The sequence below is a fragment of the Paraburkholderia sp. BR10882 genome (assembly GCF_040948855.1).
GTDB lineage: Bacteria > Pseudomonadota > Gammaproteobacteria > Burkholderiales > Burkholderiaceae > Paraburkholderia > Paraburkholderia nodosa_A.
The window spans coordinates 81,215-99,010 of sequence record NZ_JBFPKP010000013.1 but is presented as its reverse complement, the minus strand read 5'-3'; the positions used below and the strand labels follow the sequence as shown (position 1 = coordinate 99,010).

Genomic DNA, 17,796 nt, shown 5'->3' with positions numbered 1-17,796 from the left:
AATTTCGCCGCAATCCGGGATTAGCGGCGATAATCGGCAAAATCGATTCGATCGGCGCGCATTTCATGCGCCTTGCATCGGGCGGCGAGATCCGGCCCGCGAATCGCACATTGGGCGCACGGGGAACGCTGCAGGGAACGCGCCGCGTCAACCAGGTCGGTAAGAACAAGAACCCACGCGACAGACTATGTACTCGATCCTGCCAGCGTTCGTGTCCGCGCTATTTCTCGGATTCGGCGTCTACGTGCTCCTGACCGAGGGCTTCACGCGCCTCTCGGTGCCGTTCGCCCTGATGTGCGCGACCACGTTCTTCTGGCAGGGCACCTGGGCCTTTCTGTTCCAGACGTCCGACCCCGAACTGTCCGGCGTGCTCGTGAAGGTCGGATACTTTTTCATCCTCTTTCTGCCTACCACGTTCTATCACTTCGTGACGGAAGTGAGCGCCCGGCGCGGCGAACGCCCGCTCCTCATCGCCTCGTATCTGCTCAGCGTGCTGCTCGCGGCGCTGCTGCTGTTAAGCGATTCCGTCGTGGACGGCTACGGCACGTTCTTCTTCGGCAAGTATCCGAAGGCGGGCATGCTGCATCCCGTGCACGTGGCGCAGACCGTGCTGCTCGCGTGCCGCAGCGCCTGGCTGCTGTACGCCGCGCGCGGTCAGACGCACGCGCACGATCGCCGCAAGCTGCTCGACCTGTGCTTCGTGAGCCTCGGCCTGTACACACTCGCCGCCACCGATTACGCCGTCAACTACGGGCTCGCGTTCTATCCCGCGGGCGCGGTGTTCATCGCGATCAGCCTTGGCATTCTCGCGGTCACGATCGTGCGTTTCGGCCTCATGCGCCCGTACCTCATCGCGGCTACGGTGGCGCACGAAGTCGCCACGCCGCTCGCGGCCATCGGCATGCATGCGGAGGAAATCGGCAACGTGTTGCCCGAACTCATGCGCGGTTATCAGCTGGCCGTGCAGCACCAGTTGTGCGTGGACGGACTCTACCCCGGTCAGTCGGAGCGCCTTTCCTCGCTCGCCACCTCGATACGCCGCCAGGTGGACAGCACGAGCACCGTGGTCGAAATGTCGCTGGCTTCGTTCACGCTCGACCGGCTCGACCGCCGCAGCTTCGAGACCTACCCGGTGCGCTCCTGCGTGAATGCGGCGCTCGAGCGCTTTCCATTCCGCACTGGCGAGCGCGACATGGTCGAGGTGGCACCCATCGACGCACAACTGAGTTTCTCGGGCTCGGATTCGCTCGTCGTGTTCGTGCTGTTCAATCTGCTCAAGAACGCGCTCTTCGCGATTCACGCGGAAATGGCCGAACGAAGCGACAGGGTGAGCGATTACGTGGGCCGCGTGGAGATCAGTGCAACGAGCGAAGCGGGCTTTTGCGTGCTGCGCTTTACCGACAACGGTTGCGGCATTCCCGCCGATATCCTGCCGCGCGTGTTCGATCCGTTTTATTCGACCAAGGCGCACGGGCGCGGGGCCGGCATGGGCCTCACATTCTGCCGCCGCGTGGCGGAGGCGCTGGGCGGCACGATCGCCTGCGAGTCCGAGCCGCACGTGTACACCACCTTCACGATCCGCCTGCCCGAGCCCGGCACGAGCGCCGACCGCGCGCTGCACGATGCGCCGGCGAAACCCCGCCGCTTTCCGGCGGGGCAGGATTTCGCGGGCTAGTTCAGGTAGCCGGGTTCAATCCGCTCAGTTCGAACCCGAAGGCAGGACCAGCTCGTATTCCTTCACGCGCTCGATGATGCCGGGCGGAAAGCGGCGAATGCGCTTATCGGTGCCGGCAAAGAGGATCTGCTGATAGCCGAGCGAAACGGGCCGCCCGTCCACGCAAAAGCGGAACACGAGATACGCGGAGCACTGACGCACCTGGAAGGTGTTGAGGTAGCAATCCACGCGCTGGAACGGAAAGGTTTCCTGCACGTATTCCTGGTGTGCGCGCTTGGTGACGAACACGCCGCCCGAGGCGAGCAGATTGTTGTGAATGCACTCGTGAAACCAGCGTTCGCGGCAAATGCCCTGCCATTCGAAATAACGGGCGAAATACGTGTTCATGAATGCGTTCGAGTCCTTGAGGTAGATGTCGATGACGTGATGAAACGTTTTGGTCGGCGTAGCTTCCATGATTTCGTCGGAGAATCCGGCGGTGCCACGGGACAGGACGGCGGGAATGGATTCGCGTGCGTACATCAGAGTGACTCCAGATAGGGACTGCAGGCGGCAGCCGCGCGTGCCTCCGGAGAAACGGAGGCATGCACCATTCTCTTCGCGTTCCTCTTCATCCAATACCGTGCTCCCCACATACGCAAACCGCTTCATGCTCGCTGGGTGCGATAACGTTTGCGCGCGTTCGATTGAGCGCGCACCTGCGGCTTCGGGTTGCTGTGTCCAGGCGAGACGCCGCATAATCGACATGTTTTCCGCGCGGTGCCGCTCCAGGTGTCGGGCGCGCCGCATGAGGCGCAGCGCGTTTACCGAGATCCAGCATGAGTTCCATCGTCAGACAGCCGGTTTACCATCCCGTCTCCGTCGTTTTCCTCGACGACAGCCCCGACTTCATCTACGCGCTGCGCGGGCTCTTTCCGGGCGCGGGCACGGATCGCTACTTCACGAGCGCAAGAGAAGCGCTGGCCTTCGTCGCTTCGCACGAGGCGCGGCAGAGTGCGCGCAACCCCGCTGCGGGCGCGGCATGGTCGGAGTTCGAGAAGCGCGGCGGCAACGCGCTCGGTGAGGACGTAATGACCGACGCGGCGCGCTTCGGCGATATCGCGGCGCTCGTCGTGGACTACGAAATGCCGGAGATGACCGGCGTCGACTTCCTGGCCGCCGCGAAGGACGTGGCGTGCACGCGCATCCTGCTCACGGCCACGGCCGACGAATCACACGCGGTGGAGGCGTTCAACGCGGGGCTGATCGACTTTTACGTGAAGAAGTCCGATCCGGCGATGACCCGCAAGCTGCGCGGCGCGATAGAAGACGCCAAGCGCAAGTTCTGCGCACGGCGCGGCCATATCGGCGTGCACGGCGTGGGCGCGATCTACGCGAACCGGCGCGTCGCCGACGTGCTGCACGAAGTCGCGCAGCGCAAGCGCATCGTCGAGTACTACTGGCGCCCCGAGCAGAACGCCGTGCTCACGTTCGACGCCGAAGGCAACGCCGGCGTGTTTCTCGCGTGGGACAGTCACGACTGGGCGGCACAATGCGATGTCGTGACCGACGAAGGCGGTCCCGAAGCGTTGCGCGAGGAAATGGCGGCGCGCCGCGTCATGCCGGTGTACTGGCCGAACGAGGCGTATCGGCCCGGCATGTCGCGCGTGGAGTTCGCCACGCCGCAGCCGGTGGCGGGACTCGACGACACGCATACGAGCTGGACCCGTATCGGCGATCCTGGACTTGCGCCCGGGTTGATCACGTTTGCCGCATGGCGGGCGGCGCAAGGCGCGCCCGGTGAGGGCGGGCGCCTTGCGTGATCACCTCGCGACCGACGATTAGAACGTTTCCCAGTCTGCCGCTTCGTGAGCGGCGGTGGCCACGGGGCTGGCCGATGCCGCCTTTGCTGTGACCGCGGGCGCTGCGTTGGCGGCCTTGCGGGCCGGCGTGGTTGCCGTGGCCTTCGCGGGCGCGGGGGCAGGGCGCTTGAGCGGTGCGGCGGGGCGCACGGCACGCGCGCGTTGAGCCGGAGCTGCAACCGTCGACGCAAGCGCAGACTCGGCCTGCGCCCCAACGCGGAATACCGTCACGACGTCGCGCAACCCGTTCGACTGCGCTGCCATCGACTGCGCCGCCGCCGATGCCTCTTCCACGAGCGCCGCGTTCTGCTGCGTCACTTCGTCCATCTGCGCGACGGCGCGGTTCACCTGCTCGATGCCGGTGTGCTGCTCTTCGGACGCCGCCGCGATTTCGCCCATCAGGTCGGCCACGCGGCGCGCCGAAATCACCACCTCGTCGATGGTCTTACCGGCTTCGTCGACGAGCTTCGTGCCTTCCGACACCTGCGCCACCGACTGTCCGATCAGGTCCTTGATCTCCTTGGCCGCCGTCGCGCTGCGCTGGGCGAGGCTGCGCACTTCGCCCGCCACGACGGCGAAGCCACGGCCCTGGTCGCCGGCGCGCGCCGCTTCCACGGCCGCGTTGAGCGCGAGGATGTTGGTCTGGAAGGCGATGCCGTCGATCACGCCGATGATCTGCTCCACGCGCTGCGAGCTGCTCGAAATCTCGTTCATCGTTTCGACCACGCGGCGCACGACTTCGCCGCCGCGCGCGGCGACTTCCGAGGCATTGACCGCGAGCGTGTTGCCCTGGCGCGCGTTGTCGGTGTTGTGCTTGACCGTGGTCGTGAGCTCTTCGATGCTGGCGGCCGTTTCCTCGAGCGACGCGGCTTGCTCTTCGGTACGCGAGGAAAGGTCCAGGTTGCCCGCCGCGATTTCCTTGGCGCCCGTCGTGATCGATTCGGCCGAGGTCTGGATGCGCTGCACGGTGTCGACCAGTTGGCGCTGCATCTGCTGCATCGAATGAAGCAGGCTGTGCCGGTCGCCGGGCGCGAGATTCACGTGGGCCGTGAGATCGCCTTCGGCGATGCGCTGGCAGATCTGCGAAGCGTAGTCCGGCTCGCCGCCAAGGCTGCGGCGAATCGTGCGGATGAGCCACATGAGACCGAGCGTCACGGCCGCGCCGATCACCGTCACGAGCAAAAGGTTGCTGATCAGCGCGCTGCGGAAGGCGTCGTCGATGTCGTCGGTATAGATGCCGGTGAAGATGTGCCAGTCCCAGCCCGGTACGAGGGCGGAGTACGTGATCTTTTCGACCGGCGCGCTCTTGCCGGGCTTCGGCCACCAGTAGCTGCTGTAGCCGTCGCCGCCCGTGGACGAGCTTTTGACGATCTCGAGCGCCACATGCGTGCCGCGCGGGTCCGTCATGTTCGCCTGGCTCTTGCCTTCCATCTCCGGCTTGGGCGGCACGAGCAGCGCCACGGCGTTGCTGTCGTAAATGCCGAAGTAGCCGCTCTGGTCGTCGCCGTAGCGCGTGCCGCGCAGCGTGGCGATGGCGAGGCGCTTCGCGTCGTCGGCGCTCATGTGGCCCGCGGCCGCTTCTTTCTGATAGTACGAGACCACACCCAGTGCGGTTTGCGTCTCCTGCTCGACGAGGGCCTTGCGGTCCGTCACCATGCCCGAGCGCGTCATGAAGGCGTTGGCCACCACCAGCACGACGAGCGAGATCCATAGCAGCCCGACGATGCCCCAGGCTTTCTGATTCAACGTTGTTCGCTTCACGTTCGTTTTTCTCCAGCCGTCTTCGATTTGTATTCTCGCGGCAGTGCACACGTGCAGCGCCAACGTGTTTAACGGATGGTTTGGAGGGAACCTTAACGTTTGCGTATGGGACCTTTGCGCTGGGTGGGACTTGTCATGCTAATTCTTTCGTTATGCTTTCGTTCCCGGCGCCGCCGTCGAAGCTCGCACGACCAGCCGCGGCGCCGGGACCACGCACACGCGCGCCGCCGCGCCGGCGGCCGAACCGGGCGCTTCGACCAGTTCCGTCAGCAACTCGACGGCCAGCTCTGCCGCCTCGGTCGTTGCGACCGCAACGGTCGTGAGCGGGGGCCGCGACTCGCGCGCCAGCTGAATATCGGTAATGCCGACCACGGAAAGCTCGCGCGGCACGTCGAGCCCAAGATCGGCGGCGGCCTGCATGGCGCCTAGCGCCGGCAGGTCGTTGGTCGCGAAGATCGCGGTGAGGTCGGGATGCCGCGCGAGCAACTCGCTCGTGGCCGCATAACCGCCTTGCGTCGTGTCCGGCGCATAGCGTACGGGCGCGCCCGCACCGTCGAGGCCGGCGGCCTGCATGGCCGCGACGAAGCCGTCATAGCGTGCCGCGTGAATGCCGGAAACCTTGCTGCCGACGATCGCCCCAATGCGCCGATGCCCGAGTGTCAGCAAATGCTGCGCGGCAAGCTCCCCCGCGCGCCGGAAGTCCACGGCCACGCACGGCAGGCCCGGCGGGTCGAGCGGCCGCTCCCACATGCACAGCACGACCGGCGCGCCGCGCCGCACGGTGGCGCGCAGGTCGGCAAAGTCGAGATTGGCGTTCATCACGAGCACGCCCGCCGAGAGCGTGCCCGCAATCTGTTCGAGGTAGGCGCGGCCCGTTTGCGGGTCGCCATCCGTATTGCAGATGATGAGAAAGCGCCCGCTGCGCCGCAGCGCATTCTCCACGGCGAGCGCGAACTCCGGATAGAACGGATTCGCGATGCTCGACACCATCAGCGCAATGGTGGGCGGCCGCCCTTCGGCGAGCGCGCGGGCCGACAAATGCGGGCGATAGCCGAGCGCCTCGACCGCTTCGAGCACGCGTTGGCGCGTGGCTTCGCCCACGCGCCCGCGCTCGCGCAAGACGTTCGAGACGGTGGCCGGCGTGACGCCGGCGCGGCGCGCGACTTCGTTCAGGGTCGGCATGGGATCTCACATGTCCATCTCAAAATATGGGAAGGCGATTCAACATTTGCATGATTGTGACGGGCACTGCAACATTGGCCCGACAATCAAAGCGAATATCGGAGACAAGGCAGCCAGATCGCAGAAGCGATCGCTTTTTTATGGGCTGCTGATTAAGCGCTTAATCTCCGTGTCGCGCTGATTAGAACATGGAGACGGGACGATGGCGAGCATTTCGTTGCGCGGCGTTCAGAAGGCATACGGCGAGAATGCGCCGGTGATTCGCAACGTCGATCTGGAGATTGGCAGGAACGAGTTCTGTGTATTCCTCGGCCCTTCGGGCTGCGGCAAGTCCACGCTGCTGCGCATGATCGCGGGCCTGGAAGACGTCACCGACGGCGACATTTCGATCGGCGGCAAGCTCGTGAACGACGTGAGTGCCGCGCAGCGCGGCGTGGCCATGGTGTTCCAGAGCTACGCGCTGTTCCCGCACATGACCGTGTACGAGAACATGGCGTTCGGCCTCAAGCTCGCGAAAACGCCGAGGGCCGAGATCGATCGCAAGGTGCGCGAAGCCGCACGCATTCTTCAGCTCGAAGCGTTGCTCGAGCGTCACCCCAAGGCGCTTTCGGGCGGCCAGCGGCAGCGCGTGGCGATTGGCCGGGCGATCGTACGCGAGCCCGGCGTGTTCCTGTTCGACGAACCGCTTTCCAATCTCGATGCCACGTTGCGCGGCCAGACGCGTATCGAGATCGCGCGCCTGCATCGCCAGTTCGAGCAGGCGAGCGTGGTGTACGTGACGCACGACCAGATCGAGGCGATGACGCTCGCCGACAAGATTGTCCTGCTGCATAGCGGTAAGGATACCGAACGATACGGCAGCATCGCGCAAGTTGGCGCGCCGCTCGAGCTTTATCACCGGCCCGCGAGCCGCTTCGTGGCGGGCTTCATCGGCTCGCCGCGCATGAATTTTCTGCCGGCGCGCGTGGCGGCCATCGAGACGAACGGCGTGAGCGTCACGCTCGACGAAAGCGGCGAAACGGTGCGGCTGCCGGTACAGGGCGCGCGGCTCGCCGTGGGCGCGCCGGTCACGTTCGGCGTGCGTCCCGAGCATCTCGAACTCGTGGTGGAAGGTGTGGCCTCGCGCACCTCGCGCGATGCTCAGGATGCCTTGACGATTGCGCGTGCCATCACGCTGATCGAGGAGCTTGGCGAACACAGCTATGTGCACCTCGATCAGCGGGGCGAGGCGGTGCTCGTCGCCAAGGCGCCCGGCGATGCCCGGCTCAGTAGCGGCGATACCGCGCAGTTCCGTGCGAGCGCGAGCGCCTGCCATCTGTTCGCGGAAGACGGCTTCGCCGTTGTGCCGCTCGCCACCGCCGATCAACCCGCATGAAAACAACAACCGAGGACACAGGGATGCGTCTTGGAGTCTGCTATTACCCGGAGCACTGGCCGGAGGCCATGTGGAAAGACGACGCCGCGCGCATGAAGGCGCTGGGCATCGCGCAGGTGCGTATCGCCGAATTCGCGTGGAGCCGCATCGAGCCCTCGCCGGGCGCATTCGACTGGGGCTGGCTCGATCGCGCGATCGACACGCTCGGTGCCGCCGGCCTGCAAGTGGTGATGTGCACGCCCACCGCCACGCCGCCCAAGTGGCTGATCGACCAGCATCCCGACATCCTGCCCGTGGGCGCCGATGGCCGCGTGCGCGGGTTCGGCTCGCGGCGGCACTACGATTTTTCGTCGCCGGCGTATTACGAGGCTTCGCGGCGCATTTGCGAGGCGGTCGCCGCGCGTTATGGCCAGCATCCCGCCGTCGCGTACTGGCAGACCGATAACGAGTACGGCTGCCATCAAACGGTGGTCAGCTACTCGACGGCGGCGGTGCAGCGCTTTCGCGAATGGCTCAAGGCGCGTTACGGCAGCATCGACGCGCTCAACACCGCCTGGGGCACCGTGTTCTGGAGCATGGAGTACCGCAGCTTCGACGAAATCGAGGCGCCCGTTGGCACCGTGACCGAGGCGCATCCGTCGCACCGGCTCGACTACCAGCGCTTCGCCTCCGATGAAGTGCAGCGCTACAACCGCATGCAGGTCGATATCCTGCGCGCGCATTCGCCGGGGCGGCCCATTGCACACAACTTCATGCAGCTCTTCATGGAGTTCGATCACTACAAGGTCGCCGCCGATCTCGACGTCGCGGCGTGGGACAGCTATCCGCTCGGCGCGCTCGACCAGCAGTGGTACGCACCCGACGTGAAGGCGCGCTATCTGCGCACCGGGCACCCGGACTTCGCCTCGTTCAATCACGACGTGTATCGCGGCATGTCGAAGCTGCCGTTCTGGGTCATGGAGCAGCAGCCCGGCCCCGTGAACTGGGCCCACTGGAACCCCGCGCCGCTGCCCGGCATGGTGCGCCTCTGGAGCTGGGAAGCGTTCGCGCACGGCGCGGGCTGCGTGTCGTATTTCCGCTGGCGCCAGGCGCCGTTCGCGCAGGAGCAGATGCACGCGGGCCTGAATACGCCCGACAACCGCCCCGACCTCGCCAGTGCGGAAGCGGCGCGCGTGGCCGAGGAAATCGAGGCCGTGCTCGCGGTGGCCAAGGGCGGCCGCGACTTCGACGTGAAAACGCCGGTTGCGCTCGTGCTCGATTACGAGGCGAAGTGGCTCTTCGAGATTCATCCGCAGGGCGCGGATTTCCACTATCCGCGCTTCGCTGTGGAGTACTACTCGGCGCTGCGCGCGCTCGGCTTCGACGTGGATATCGTTTCGGTGCACGCGCCGCTCGACGGCTACCGGCTCGTGGTTGTGCCGCCGCTGCCCGTCGTGCCAGACGACTTCGCGCAGCGCCTCGCCAGTTCGGGCGCGCAAGTGGTGATCGGGCCGCGCACGGGCTCGAAAACCGCGGATCTGCAAATTCCCGCCAACCTGCCGCCGGGGCCGCTCGCGGCGCTGCTGCCGCTGCGCGTGTGGCGCGTGGAGTCGCTGCGGCCCAACATCAGCGAGCCGGTGCGCTTCGACATGGATGGCGCGCACGAAGGCCACGCGCGCCACTGGCGCGATCTGATCGAACTCGGCGCCGATACCGGCGAAAACGAATGGGCCGTGCCGGAAGTGCGCGCGACGTTCAGCGACGGCCATCCCGCGTACGTGAGGAGCGGCGCGGTCCACTACCTCGCGAGCCTGTTCGACGAGGCGAGCACGCAGGCGCTCTTTGCGCGCGTGGCGCGCGAAGCGGGCCTCACGCCGCAGCCGCTTGGCGACGCGATCCGCGTGAGCCGGCGCGGCGGCTTCACCTGGGTGTTCAACTACGGGCCCAGCACGCACACCCTTTCTGCGGATATTCCCGACGATGCATACGTGATCGGCTCGCGTACGATAGAGCCGCAGGGCGTGAGCGCCTACCGTTCGCAATAGACGCAAATAGACGTATTGCGCAGTTCCTGACGATGCAGCACCGACAACGACGTATAACCAAGGAGACACGCATGATCGGCAAGACCTTCAGACCACGCACCCTGCTCGTTGCTGCGACGCTGGCGGCGGGCGCGCTTGCAGGCGCGTTCGCGAGCGCGGCGCAGGCCGGCACGCTCGAAATGAACATTGCCTACAAGGGCGCAAGCCAGCGCGCCGTGTGGGAACAGGTGATCGAACAGTTCAAGAAGACGCACCCCGGCACCGACGTAAAGGTGTCGTTCGTCGACGAGGAAGCCTACAAGGTCCAGTTGCCGAACTGGCTCACGACCGCGCCGCCCGACATCGTGAACTGGCACGACGGCGAGCGCATGGCCTACTACGCGAAGCGCGGCCTTTTCGCGGATCTTTCCGACGACTGGAAAAAGAACAACTGGGACAGCATGTACGCCTCGACGAAGGAAGCTTCGTCGTACCAGGGCAAGCAGTACGCCGCGCCCACGGTGTATTACTCGTGGGGCATGTTCTATCGCAAGGACCTGTTCGACAAGGTAGGCATCAAGAGCGAGCCGAAAACGTGGAATGAATTCCTCGATGCCTGCAAGAAGCTCAAGGCCGCGGGCATCGCGCCGATTGCCGTGGCCGGGCGCGACGCGTGGACACTGGCGGGCTGGTTCGACTATCTGGATCTGCGCCTGAACGGCAACGCGTTCCACCAGAAGCTGATGGCAGGCGAGGTGCCGTACACCGACCCGCGTGTGAAGAAGGTCTACGTGACGTGGAAACAGTTGCTCGACGACGGCGACTTCATTCCCAATTCGCTCTCGTACGATCTCGATGCGGCGCAGCCGTTCCTGTTCCAGGGTAAGGCCGCGATGATGCTGATGGGTACCTTCATCACGGGCGGTTTCAGCCCGACGGTCAAGCAGCAGATGGGCTACTTCCAGTTCCCGATCATCGACCCGAACGTGCCGACCGCCGAAGACGGTCCGGTCGAATCGCTGCACATTCCGGGCAAGGCGAAGAACAAGGCCGATGCGCATGCGTTCCTCGCGTTCGCGGAGACGCCGGATGTTGGCGCGCAGCTTGCCAAGGGGCTGGGTTCGCTTTCGGCCAACAGCAAGTCGCCGGAGCCCGAAGACCCGATTTCGAAGATCGGCTTCCAGATCCTCTCGAACACGAAGGGCGGCATTGCGCAGTTCTATGATCGCGACATGACGAAGGAAATGGCTGATGAAGGCATGAAGGGCATGCAGCAGTTCGTGTCCGATCCCACGAAGCTCGACTCGATTCTCGCGCAGCTCGAGCAGACGCGTCAGCGGATCTACAAGAAGTAAGGTGTTCGAAGCGAAGGCGGGTAGTGCGTCGGCGCTGCCCGCCGGGTAATCAAGCGGAGGTTTTTGCCGTGAGACAGGCAGTGAGTCATACCGTTGCGCATCGCGTGGACGGCGCCGCGCCGGCAGGCGGCGAGAACGGCGGCATGCAGCACGCAAGCGGGCGAGGCATTCAGCCGCGCCGCCGCGCGTCGCCCACCGCGCGGCGCCAGCGCCGTGCCGCGTGCCTCTTTCTCGCGCCCGCGGTCATCATGTTCGCGGTCTACGTGATCTGGCCGATTCTCTCCACGCTGCGTCTCTCGCTCTACAACTGGGACGGCATGACCGAAGCGAGCTTCGTGGGTTTCGCGAACTATATCGAGCTGTTCCACTCGCCCACGTTCTACACGGCGCTCAGGAACAACGTGATCTGGCTGGTGCTGTTCCTGCTCGCACCGCCCATGGGTCTTGCGATCGCGCTGTACCTCAACCAGGCCGTGGGCGGCATCCGCATCGTCAAGTCGCTGTTCTTCGCGCCGTTCGTGCTTTCTGGCGTGGTGGTGGGCCTCATCTACTCGTGGTTCTACGACCCCACGTTCGGCCTGCTCGCGCTCATGCTGGGCCGCGGCATTCCCGTGCTCGGCGACCCGAACTACGCCACGCCGGGCATCATCTTCGCCGCACTCTGGCCGCAAACCGCGTACTGCATGATCCTCTATCTCACGGGCCTCACCACGCTCAACAGCGAGCAGATCGAGGCCGCGCGCATGGAAGGCGCGAAGGGCTGGACCATGCTCTGGCACGTGATCCTGCCGCAACTGCGGCCCGTCACGTTCATGGCCGTGGTGGTCACGATCATAGGCGCGCTGCGCAGTTTCGACCTCATCTCCGTGATGACGGGCGGCGGACCGTTCGAAAGCTCGACCGTGCTCGCGTACTACATGTACGACCAGGCGATCAAATACTACCGGCTCGGTTATTCGGCCGCGATTGCCGTCGTGCTGTTCGCGATCATGCTGCTCTACATCGTCTATCACCTGCGCCGCCTGCTGCGCAGCGAGCACTGAATCCGCTACGAGGAGCCCCCATGTTTCCGATTCCGGTCGACAAGTGGAAGCCCGCGTCGCGCCGCCTGTACAAGCTCTCGCTGCCCGTGGCGCTCGTCATCTGGCTGCTGCCGCTCATTGCCGTGCTGGTCACCTCGGTGCGCTCCACCGAGGAACTGAGCGAAGGCAACTACTGGGGCTGGCCGAGACACTTCGCGATGATCGAGAACTATCGCGACGCGCTCACGACTTCGCCCATGCTCCATTACTTCTGGAACAGCGTGCAGATCACGCTGCCCGCCGTGGCTGGGGCGATTGCGCTCGCAGCGCTGGCGGGCTATGCGCTCGCCATCTATCGCTTTCCGGGCAATGCGGCGCTGTTCGCGACCTTCGTTGCGGGCAACTTCGTGCCGATCCAGGTGCTGATGATTCCGGTGCGCGACCTCACGCTCAGGCTGGGTCTCTACAACACCGTCGGCGGCCTGATCCTGTTCCATCTGTCGTTTCAGACCGGTTTTTGCGCGCTCTTCCTGCGTAATTTCATCAAGCAGCTGCCATTCGAACTCGTGGAGGCCGCGCGCATCGAGGGCGCGAACGAATGGACCGTGTTCGTGCGCATCGTGCTGCCGCTCATCCGCCCGGCGCTCGCAGCACTCGCCATTCTCGTCTTCACGTTCGTCTGGAACGACTACTTCTGGGCCCTGTGCCTGACCCAGGGCGACGACGCCGCGCCGATCACGGTGGGCGTCGCGGCCCTCAAGGGGCAATGGACGACGGCCTGGAACCTCGTTTCCGCAGGCTCGGTCCTTGCTGCGCTGCCTTCGGTGATGATGTTCTTCGCGATGCAGAAGCACTTCGTAGCAGGGCTCACGTTCGGCGCGACCAAGGGCTGAACGGTTGCTGAAGGGCGGGGCGATTTGACTTCGGCGCGGCGCTACGGTCCAATTTCAAACGACCCGACGCACGCGATACCCGCAAGGAACGCCCCATGGAGCAAAACGAACCGGCCCCACAGGCGATGCAGCCCGCATCGCCCACGCAACTGCCCGCAGCGCTCGTTCGAGAATTCGACGGCGAGCACCTCGAAGCGCGTCTTGCCGATGCGGTTCGCCTTTCGACCGTCAGCGAGGACGGCTGGCCGCACGGTGCGCAACTGAGCGCGGGCGAGATCCTGGCCGTGAACGCCACCACGCTGCTCATCGCGCTCTGGCCGCAGTCCAGCACCACCGCGAACCTTATGCGCGACGGCCGCCTCACGCTCTCGCTCGTGCATGACGGCGCGCTGCTGGAGATCCGCGCACGCTCACACGCCGTGGCGCAGCGGCAAACGGCACTCGAACTGAGCGTATTTCGCGTGGAAATCGAATCCATAACCGGGCATCGCGCAAAGTACGCCGAGGTGCTGAGCGGCGTGACGTTCCGGCTCTACGAGCCCGCGCAGGTGCTGAAGCGTTGGCGCGAGCAGATCGCGATGCTGCGTACATTCGCCTGAGTGTGCACACAGTGCGTGGCGAAACCTTCGTGATGTTGTCATTGTCGATGTGCTAGCGTGTCCAGCGGGGCGCGCGCTTCGCGCGACCCCGGCGCGACGCAAAAACGAACGCTACCGGAACCACGATGCAGACCACGGTACTCACAGACTGGCAGCAATTCATGGCGCTGACGACGCAGCTCGACGGCTGGGCGTTTCGCGGACAGCAGAACGCGCAGTGGCACCTCGAAAGCTCGCTCACACGCTACATGCGCGACTACGTAGGCGACCGGCTGCAATGGCGCCAGCGCGAGGAGCGCGCGATTCGCGTGTTTCGCCGCAAGGCGCACAACTTTCTCGCGCATCCGGACCTGCTCAAGGACGATCTGCGCTGTCTCGCGCTCATGCAGCACCACGGCGCACCCACGCGGCTGCTCGATTTCACCAAGAGCCCGTTCGTCGCGGCCTTTTTCGCGCTCGAACGCGCCACCGGCGACGCCGCCGTCTACGCACTGAACACGCCGGCGCTCTGGAACAGCCGCGCGCTGCCCAAGGTCAATCCCACGCTCACGCGCGATGTGATCGACCCGCGCGCGCACGACAACTTCGAGCGCTACTTCTTTAGCAACACGAACGAAATTCTCTGGTCGGGCGAGCCCACCGAGATGGACGACCGGCTCGTCGCGCAGTCGGGCACGTTCGTCGTGCCGGGCGTGATCGACAAGCCGTTGCAGGCCATTCTGGAAGGCTACGAGAGCCACGAGGAACTGCTGCACAAGATCGTGCTGCCCGAGCGCATCCGCATGGACGCGATGAAGTGGCTCTACCGCATGAACATCACGAATGCCTCGCTGTTTCCGGGGCTCGACGGGCTCGCGCGATCCATTGCGGTGGAGCTGGAGATCGTATGGTCGGGCATGGTGGTACCGGTTGCGGGCTCGCCGAACTGAACCGGCGCCAGCCCGCAGCGCCAACACTCAAGGCGTTTCGGGCCGCGGCAGATTGAGGCCGGGCGCGAGGCGCGTGGCCTTGAATTCCGTCACTTCGTAGTGGGCGACGCCTTGCTGCGCGAAGGGATCGGCGGCGAGCAGCGCATCGAGCCGCTCGCGCGGCATGTGCGAGGCGATGATCACGCCGCCGTCGCGCGGCATTTTCGGTCCTGCGGCAATGAAATTGCCGGCTTCGAACTGCGCGTCGAGGTACGCACGATGCGCGGGCAGGGCGTCGTCGATGCGTTCGAGCGAAGCGGTATAGAACAGCGAAACGATGTACATGGGCAATCGATAAAAAACGAGCGAAGTGTGTATGTTAGCGCGCGAGACCGCGCAACGCCGCGTGTTGTAACAGCATGATCGTCTTGCCGTCCACGATCTCGCCGCGCTCGATCATGCTCAGCGCCTCGCCAAGCGGCATTTCGACCACTTCCAGATCCTCGCCTTCCTCTTCGACTCCGCCGCCCGCGCCGGGCCGCTCGGCGGGGTCGTATTCGCCCAGGTAGAAGTAAAGCTTCTCGGTCACGGAGCCCGGGCTCATGTACGCCTCGAACACCTTGCGCAGGTTGCGCACGCGGTAGCCCGTTTCTTCCTCGACTTCGGCGCGAATGCGCTCGTCGGGCGCGGCGTCGTCGAGCAGGCCGCCCGGGGCTTCGATCATCATGCCGTCGTGCCCGTTGACGAACGTCGGCATGCGAAATTGCCGCGTGAGCACGACGTTGCCGCTGCGCGGATCGTGCAGCAGGATGGTCGCGCCGTTGCCGCGATCGTAGGTCTCGCGGCTCTGGCGCTGCCACGCGCCGTTGCTGCGCAGGAAGTCGAAGGTCACCTTGCGGAGCACATACCAGTCGTCGGACAGCACGGTGGTTTCGATCATTCGCACGCGGTCTTTCGTTGCAGTCATCTCGTTCCCCTTGGTCGGCATTCGCCATTCATGGTATCGTGCAGTTTCGTGCAAAATCAAGAAAATTCGTGCAATCCCGTGTAACCCGGTGTGCGCCATTCCCATGCTCACAGATCAACGAAAGAAAGCGATACTCGCGGCGCTCAAGCGCGATGGCCAGGTGCTCGCCGGCGAACTGAGCGCGCAATTCGGCGTTTCCGAGGACACCGTGCGGCGCGACCTGCGCGAGTTGGCCGCCGAGGGCCTGTTGCAGCGCGTGCACGGCGGCGCGCTCCCGGCTTCGCCGGCGGTGGCGCCTATCGCAGAGCGGCGCGGCATGGAGGTGGCAGCGAAGCGGCGCATCGCGCAAAAGGCCGCGGACATGATCGCGCCGGGGCAGGTGGCGATCGTCGATGGCGGGACGACCTCGGCGCTTCTGGTCGAGTGCCTGCCGCGCGATCTGCGGGCAACCATCGTCACGCATAGCCCCGGCGTCGCGGTGGCGCTCGCGGAGCATCCCGCCATCGAAGTCGTGCTGATCGGCGGGAAGCTCTACAAGCATTCGGTGGTCACCGTGGGCGCGGCGGCCGTGGAGGCGATCGCGCACATTCACGCAGACCTGTACTTCATGGGCGTGACGGGCGTTCACGTGCAAGCCGGGCTGAGCACGGGCGATTTCGAGGAATCCTATGTAAAACGCGCGCTGGCTGCGCGCGCGGCTGAAACGGTCGTCCTGGCGTCGGCCGAGAAGCTCAACGCCGCGTCGCCGTATTGCATCGGTCCAATCGGTATGGCGCAGACCATCGTCGTCGAGCGTTCGGCGGACGCGAAGCTGATCGAGCCGATCGAAGCGGCCGGCGTGACGGTGGTGCGCGCCTGAGTGCGTGATCACGGCTATCCCACGATGCCAAGAACGAACGCATTCAAGCCCAAAAGCAATAGCAGCAGGATCGCAGGCAAATGGCGTACGACAAACGAGCCAGCATCGCGCTTGCTCAAATGGGGAGTCGCGTTGAATCTTGCACGTTTTCTCATTTCGAAGAATTCCCAAAGCGGCGCGCGCGACGACGATGTACCCATCGCAGCGAGGTGGTGGAGTCTCGCGTCACGGCGCTGAAGTTTCCAGGCAACGAACAGCGATGCTGTGTTCAGTAGGCAGCAGCCATCGAAAGCAGCAGGTAGCGCATGAGTTCGATTTCGTAGTCGACCGGCGCGGTCGGTGCGGCGCTGTCGTCCATTGACGGCGGAGGCGCATCTGCGTCGATGCACGCGCCGGTCGGAGCTTCCGTAGCGGCGCAAAACGCATTGCCACGGCCCGGACCCGCGCGCTTAAGCAAACGTCTTGGCGCGCCGATCATGAGGGATCCGCCGCGAAACAGGACTCGTCGATCGGAATCCGCATATAGCGACGGCCGTTGTCATCGGAAGCGGGCAGACGTCCGCCGCGCAAATTCACCTGCATCGCGGGGAACAGCAGCGCGGGCACCTTCAACGTGAGATCGCGCGCAGTTCGCATCGCAACGAATTCGCTTTCGCTGATGCCGTCGCGCACATGGATATTGTGTTGCCGCTGCTCGGCAATCGTCGTTTCGAAGCGTACGTCACGCCCCGCAGGCGGGTAGTCGTGACAGACGAATACGCGGGTCGATTCGGGCAGTGCCAGGAGCCGCCGGACCGACGCGTAGAGCGTTTTCGCATCGCCACCGGGGAAATCGCAGCGTGCCGTGCCGAGGTCGGGCATGAACAGCGTATCGCCGACGAACAGCGCATCGCCAATCAAATAGGCCGTGTCTGCGGGCGTGTGTCCGGGTGTCGGAATCGCATGCGCCGTCATGGTGCCGATCGTGAATGCTTCCTCGGGTCCGAATAGACAATCAAAGCCGTGCTCGTCGGCGAGATCGAACGTCGTCGAGAACAGCGAGCGCACGTCGGCGATACGCGCGCTCGTAGCGATGGTGCCGCCCCTGCGCCGTTTCAGTTCGACGGCGCCCGATAGATGATCCGCATGCGCATGCGTTTCGAGAACCCATCCGACGACCAGATGCTGCTCCCCGATAAACGCGAGGATGCGATCGAGTGACGCGGTCGACGGGCGCCCGGACGCCGTGTCGTAGTCCAGTACCGGGTCGATCACCGCGCAAGTCGAACCCGCGCCCGCATGAACGATGTGACTGACAGTGCCCGTCACTGCATCATGAAACGATTGAACATGAGGAAACATAAAACACTCCTGAAG

Annotated in this window: 16 protein-coding genes; 10 read left to right on the top strand and 6 right to left on the bottom strand. The window is 64.9% G+C overall.

The window, feature by feature from the left end:
* The first annotated feature begins 187 nt into the window (after nt 1-187).
* Nucleotides 188-1,675: an ATP-binding protein gene (locus AB3X99_RS28045; RefSeq protein WP_368618758.1), complete on the top strand. Its 1,488-nt coding sequence runs from the start codon at nt 188-190 to the stop codon at nt 1,673-1,675.
* 24 nt (nt 1,676-1,699) lie between these two features.
* On the opposite strand, the gene AB3X99_RS28040 is transcribed toward AB3X99_RS28045, so the two are convergent.
* Nucleotides 1,700-2,197: a thioesterase family protein gene (locus tag AB3X99_RS28040; RefSeq protein ID WP_069265858.1), complete on the bottom strand. Its 498-nt coding sequence runs from the start codon at nt 2,195-2,197 to the stop codon at nt 1,700-1,702.
* 296 nt (nt 2,198-2,493) lie between these two features.
* Here AB3X99_RS28040 and AB3X99_RS28035 point away from each other — a divergent pair, with 296 nt between their 5' ends.
* Nucleotides 2,494-3,477 carry a response regulator gene (locus tag AB3X99_RS28035; protein ID WP_368618757.1) on the top strand — a complete coding sequence of 328 codons (984 nt, stop codon included), beginning with the start codon at nt 2,494-2,496 and terminating at the stop codon, nt 3,475-3,477.
* Between the two features lie 18 nt (nt 3,478-3,495).
* Here AB3X99_RS28035 and AB3X99_RS28030 read toward each other — a convergent pair whose 3' ends face one another.
* Entirely contained in the window at nt 3,496-5,262 is a 1,767-nt protein-coding gene (locus AB3X99_RS28030; protein ID WP_368618756.1) for a methyl-accepting chemotaxis protein, read from the bottom strand.
* Nucleotides 5,263-5,427: 165 nt separating this feature from the next.
* Nucleotides 5,428-6,459 (bottom strand): LacI family DNA-binding transcriptional regulator, encoded by a 1,032-nt coding sequence (locus AB3X99_RS28025; protein ID WP_342949011.1) that lies wholly within the window; start codon nt 6,457-6,459, stop codon nt 5,428-5,430.
* Nucleotides 6,460-6,661: 202 nt separating this feature from the next.
* On the opposite strand from AB3X99_RS28025, the gene AB3X99_RS28020 reads away from it, so the two are divergent.
* The 7 genes from AB3X99_RS28020 to AB3X99_RS27990 all read left to right on the top strand — a co-directional run bounded on the left by AB3X99_RS28020 (nt 6,662) and on the right by AB3X99_RS27990 (nt 14,635).
* Nucleotides 6,662-7,834: an ABC transporter ATP-binding protein gene (locus AB3X99_RS28020; protein ID WP_368618755.1), complete on the top strand. Its 1,173-nt coding sequence runs from the start codon at nt 6,662-6,664 to the stop codon at nt 7,832-7,834.
* A 23-nt stretch (nt 7,835-7,857) separates the two neighbouring features.
* On the top strand, nt 7,858-9,858 hold the full coding sequence (locus AB3X99_RS28015; RefSeq protein ID WP_368618812.1) for a beta-galactosidase: 2,001 nt from the start codon (nt 7,858-7,860) through the stop codon (nt 9,856-9,858).
* A 71-nt stretch (nt 9,859-9,929) separates the two neighbouring features.
* Complete coding sequence (locus AB3X99_RS28010; protein ID WP_342949009.1) at nt 9,930-11,192, top strand: extracellular solute-binding protein; 1,263 nt, start codon at nt 9,930-9,932, stop codon at nt 11,190-11,192.
* A 143-nt stretch (nt 11,193-11,335) separates the two neighbouring features.
* A complete protein-coding gene (locus AB3X99_RS28005) occupies nt 11,336-12,235 on the top strand; it encodes a carbohydrate ABC transporter permease (protein ID WP_368618811.1) in 900 nt (299 codons plus the stop codon).
* A 20-nt stretch (nt 12,236-12,255) separates the two neighbouring features.
* Complete coding sequence (locus AB3X99_RS28000) at nt 12,256-13,107, top strand: carbohydrate ABC transporter permease (RefSeq protein WP_324159796.1); 852 nt, start codon at nt 12,256-12,258, stop codon at nt 13,105-13,107.
* Between the two features lie 95 nt (nt 13,108-13,202).
* Nucleotides 13,203-13,706, top strand: a complete 504-nt coding sequence (locus tag AB3X99_RS27995; protein WP_342949008.1) for a pyridoxamine 5'-phosphate oxidase family protein — start codon at nt 13,203-13,205, stop codon at nt 13,704-13,706.
* Between the two features lie 125 nt (nt 13,707-13,831).
* Complete coding sequence (locus tag AB3X99_RS27990) at nt 13,832-14,635, top strand: FRG domain-containing protein (protein WP_069265867.1); 804 nt, start codon at nt 13,832-13,834, stop codon at nt 14,633-14,635.
* 27 nt (nt 14,636-14,662) lie between these two features.
* Here AB3X99_RS27990 and AB3X99_RS27985 read toward each other — a convergent pair whose 3' ends face one another.
* Together AB3X99_RS27985 and AB3X99_RS27980 are read right to left on the bottom strand one after the other, a co-directional pair.
* Nucleotides 14,663-14,959, bottom strand: coding sequence for a YciI family protein (locus AB3X99_RS27985; protein WP_069265868.1), 297 nt, complete (start codon nt 14,957-14,959; stop codon nt 14,663-14,665).
* Between the two features lie 34 nt (nt 14,960-14,993).
* On the bottom strand, nt 14,994-15,581 hold the full coding sequence (locus AB3X99_RS27980; RefSeq protein WP_368618754.1) for an NUDIX domain-containing protein: 588 nt from the start codon (nt 15,579-15,581) through the stop codon (nt 14,994-14,996).
* 103 nt (nt 15,582-15,684) lie between these two features.
* On the opposite strand from AB3X99_RS27980, the gene AB3X99_RS27975 reads away from it, so the two are divergent.
* Nucleotides 15,685-16,440 carry a DeoR/GlpR family DNA-binding transcription regulator gene (locus AB3X99_RS27975; protein ID WP_368618753.1) on the top strand — a complete coding sequence of 252 codons (756 nt, stop codon included), beginning with the start codon at nt 15,685-15,687 and terminating at the stop codon, nt 16,438-16,440.
* A gap of 474 nt (nt 16,441-16,914) precedes the next feature.
* Here the strand turns inward: AB3X99_RS27975 and AB3X99_RS27970 are convergent, their stop codons facing one another.
* Complete coding sequence (locus tag AB3X99_RS27970) at nt 16,915-17,781, bottom strand: MBL fold metallo-hydrolase (protein WP_368618752.1); 867 nt, start codon at nt 17,779-17,781, stop codon at nt 16,915-16,917.
* Between the last annotated feature and the right edge of the window lie 15 nt (nt 17,782-17,796).

Bases quoted from the DNA above. Each gene is read 5' to 3' on its own strand.
- AB3X99_RS28045 (WP_368618758.1), top strand. From the start codon at position 188: ATGTACTCGATCCTGCCAGCGTTCGTGTCCGCGCTATTTCTCGGATTC.
- AB3X99_RS27980 (WP_368618754.1), bottom strand. From the start codon at position 15,581: ATGACTGCAACGAAAGACCGCGTGCGAATGATCGAAACCACCGTGCTG.
- AB3X99_RS28035 (WP_368618757.1), top strand. From the start codon at position 2,494: ATGAGTTCCATCGTCAGACAGCCGGTTTACCATCCCGTCTCCGTCGTT.
- AB3X99_RS28020 (WP_368618755.1), top strand. From the start codon at position 6,662: ATGGCGAGCATTTCGTTGCGCGGCGTTCAGAAGGCATACGGCGAGAAT.
- AB3X99_RS27970 (WP_368618752.1), bottom strand. From the start codon at position 17,781: ATGTTTCCTCATGTTCAATCGTTTCATGATGCAGTGACGGGCACTGTC.
- AB3X99_RS28025 (WP_342949011.1), bottom strand. From the start codon at position 6,459: ATGCCGACCCTGAACGAAGTCGCGCGCCGCGCCGGCGTCACGCCGGCC.
- AB3X99_RS28015 (WP_368618812.1), top strand. From the start codon at position 7,858: ATGCGTCTTGGAGTCTGCTATTACCCGGAGCACTGGCCGGAGGCCATG.
- AB3X99_RS27975 (WP_368618753.1), top strand. From the start codon at position 15,685: ATGCTCACAGATCAACGAAAGAAAGCGATACTCGCGGCGCTCAAGCGC.
- AB3X99_RS28000 (WP_324159796.1), top strand. From the start codon at position 12,256: ATGTTTCCGATTCCGGTCGACAAGTGGAAGCCCGCGTCGCGCCGCCTG.
- AB3X99_RS28040 (WP_069265858.1), bottom strand. From the start codon at position 2,197: ATGTACGCACGCGAATCCATTCCCGCCGTCCTGTCCCGTGGCACCGCC.
- AB3X99_RS27995 (WP_342949008.1), top strand. From the start codon at position 13,203: ATGGAGCAAAACGAACCGGCCCCACAGGCGATGCAGCCCGCATCGCCC.
- AB3X99_RS28005 (WP_368618811.1), top strand. From the start codon at position 11,336: ATGCAGCACGCAAGCGGGCGAGGCATTCAGCCGCGCCGCCGCGCGTCG.
- AB3X99_RS28010 (WP_342949009.1), top strand. From the start codon at position 9,930: ATGATCGGCAAGACCTTCAGACCACGCACCCTGCTCGTTGCTGCGACG.
- AB3X99_RS27985 (WP_069265868.1), bottom strand. From the start codon at position 14,959: ATGTACATCGTTTCGCTGTTCTATACCGCTTCGCTCGAACGCATCGAC.
- AB3X99_RS27990 (WP_069265867.1), top strand. From the start codon at position 13,832: ATGCAGACCACGGTACTCACAGACTGGCAGCAATTCATGGCGCTGACG.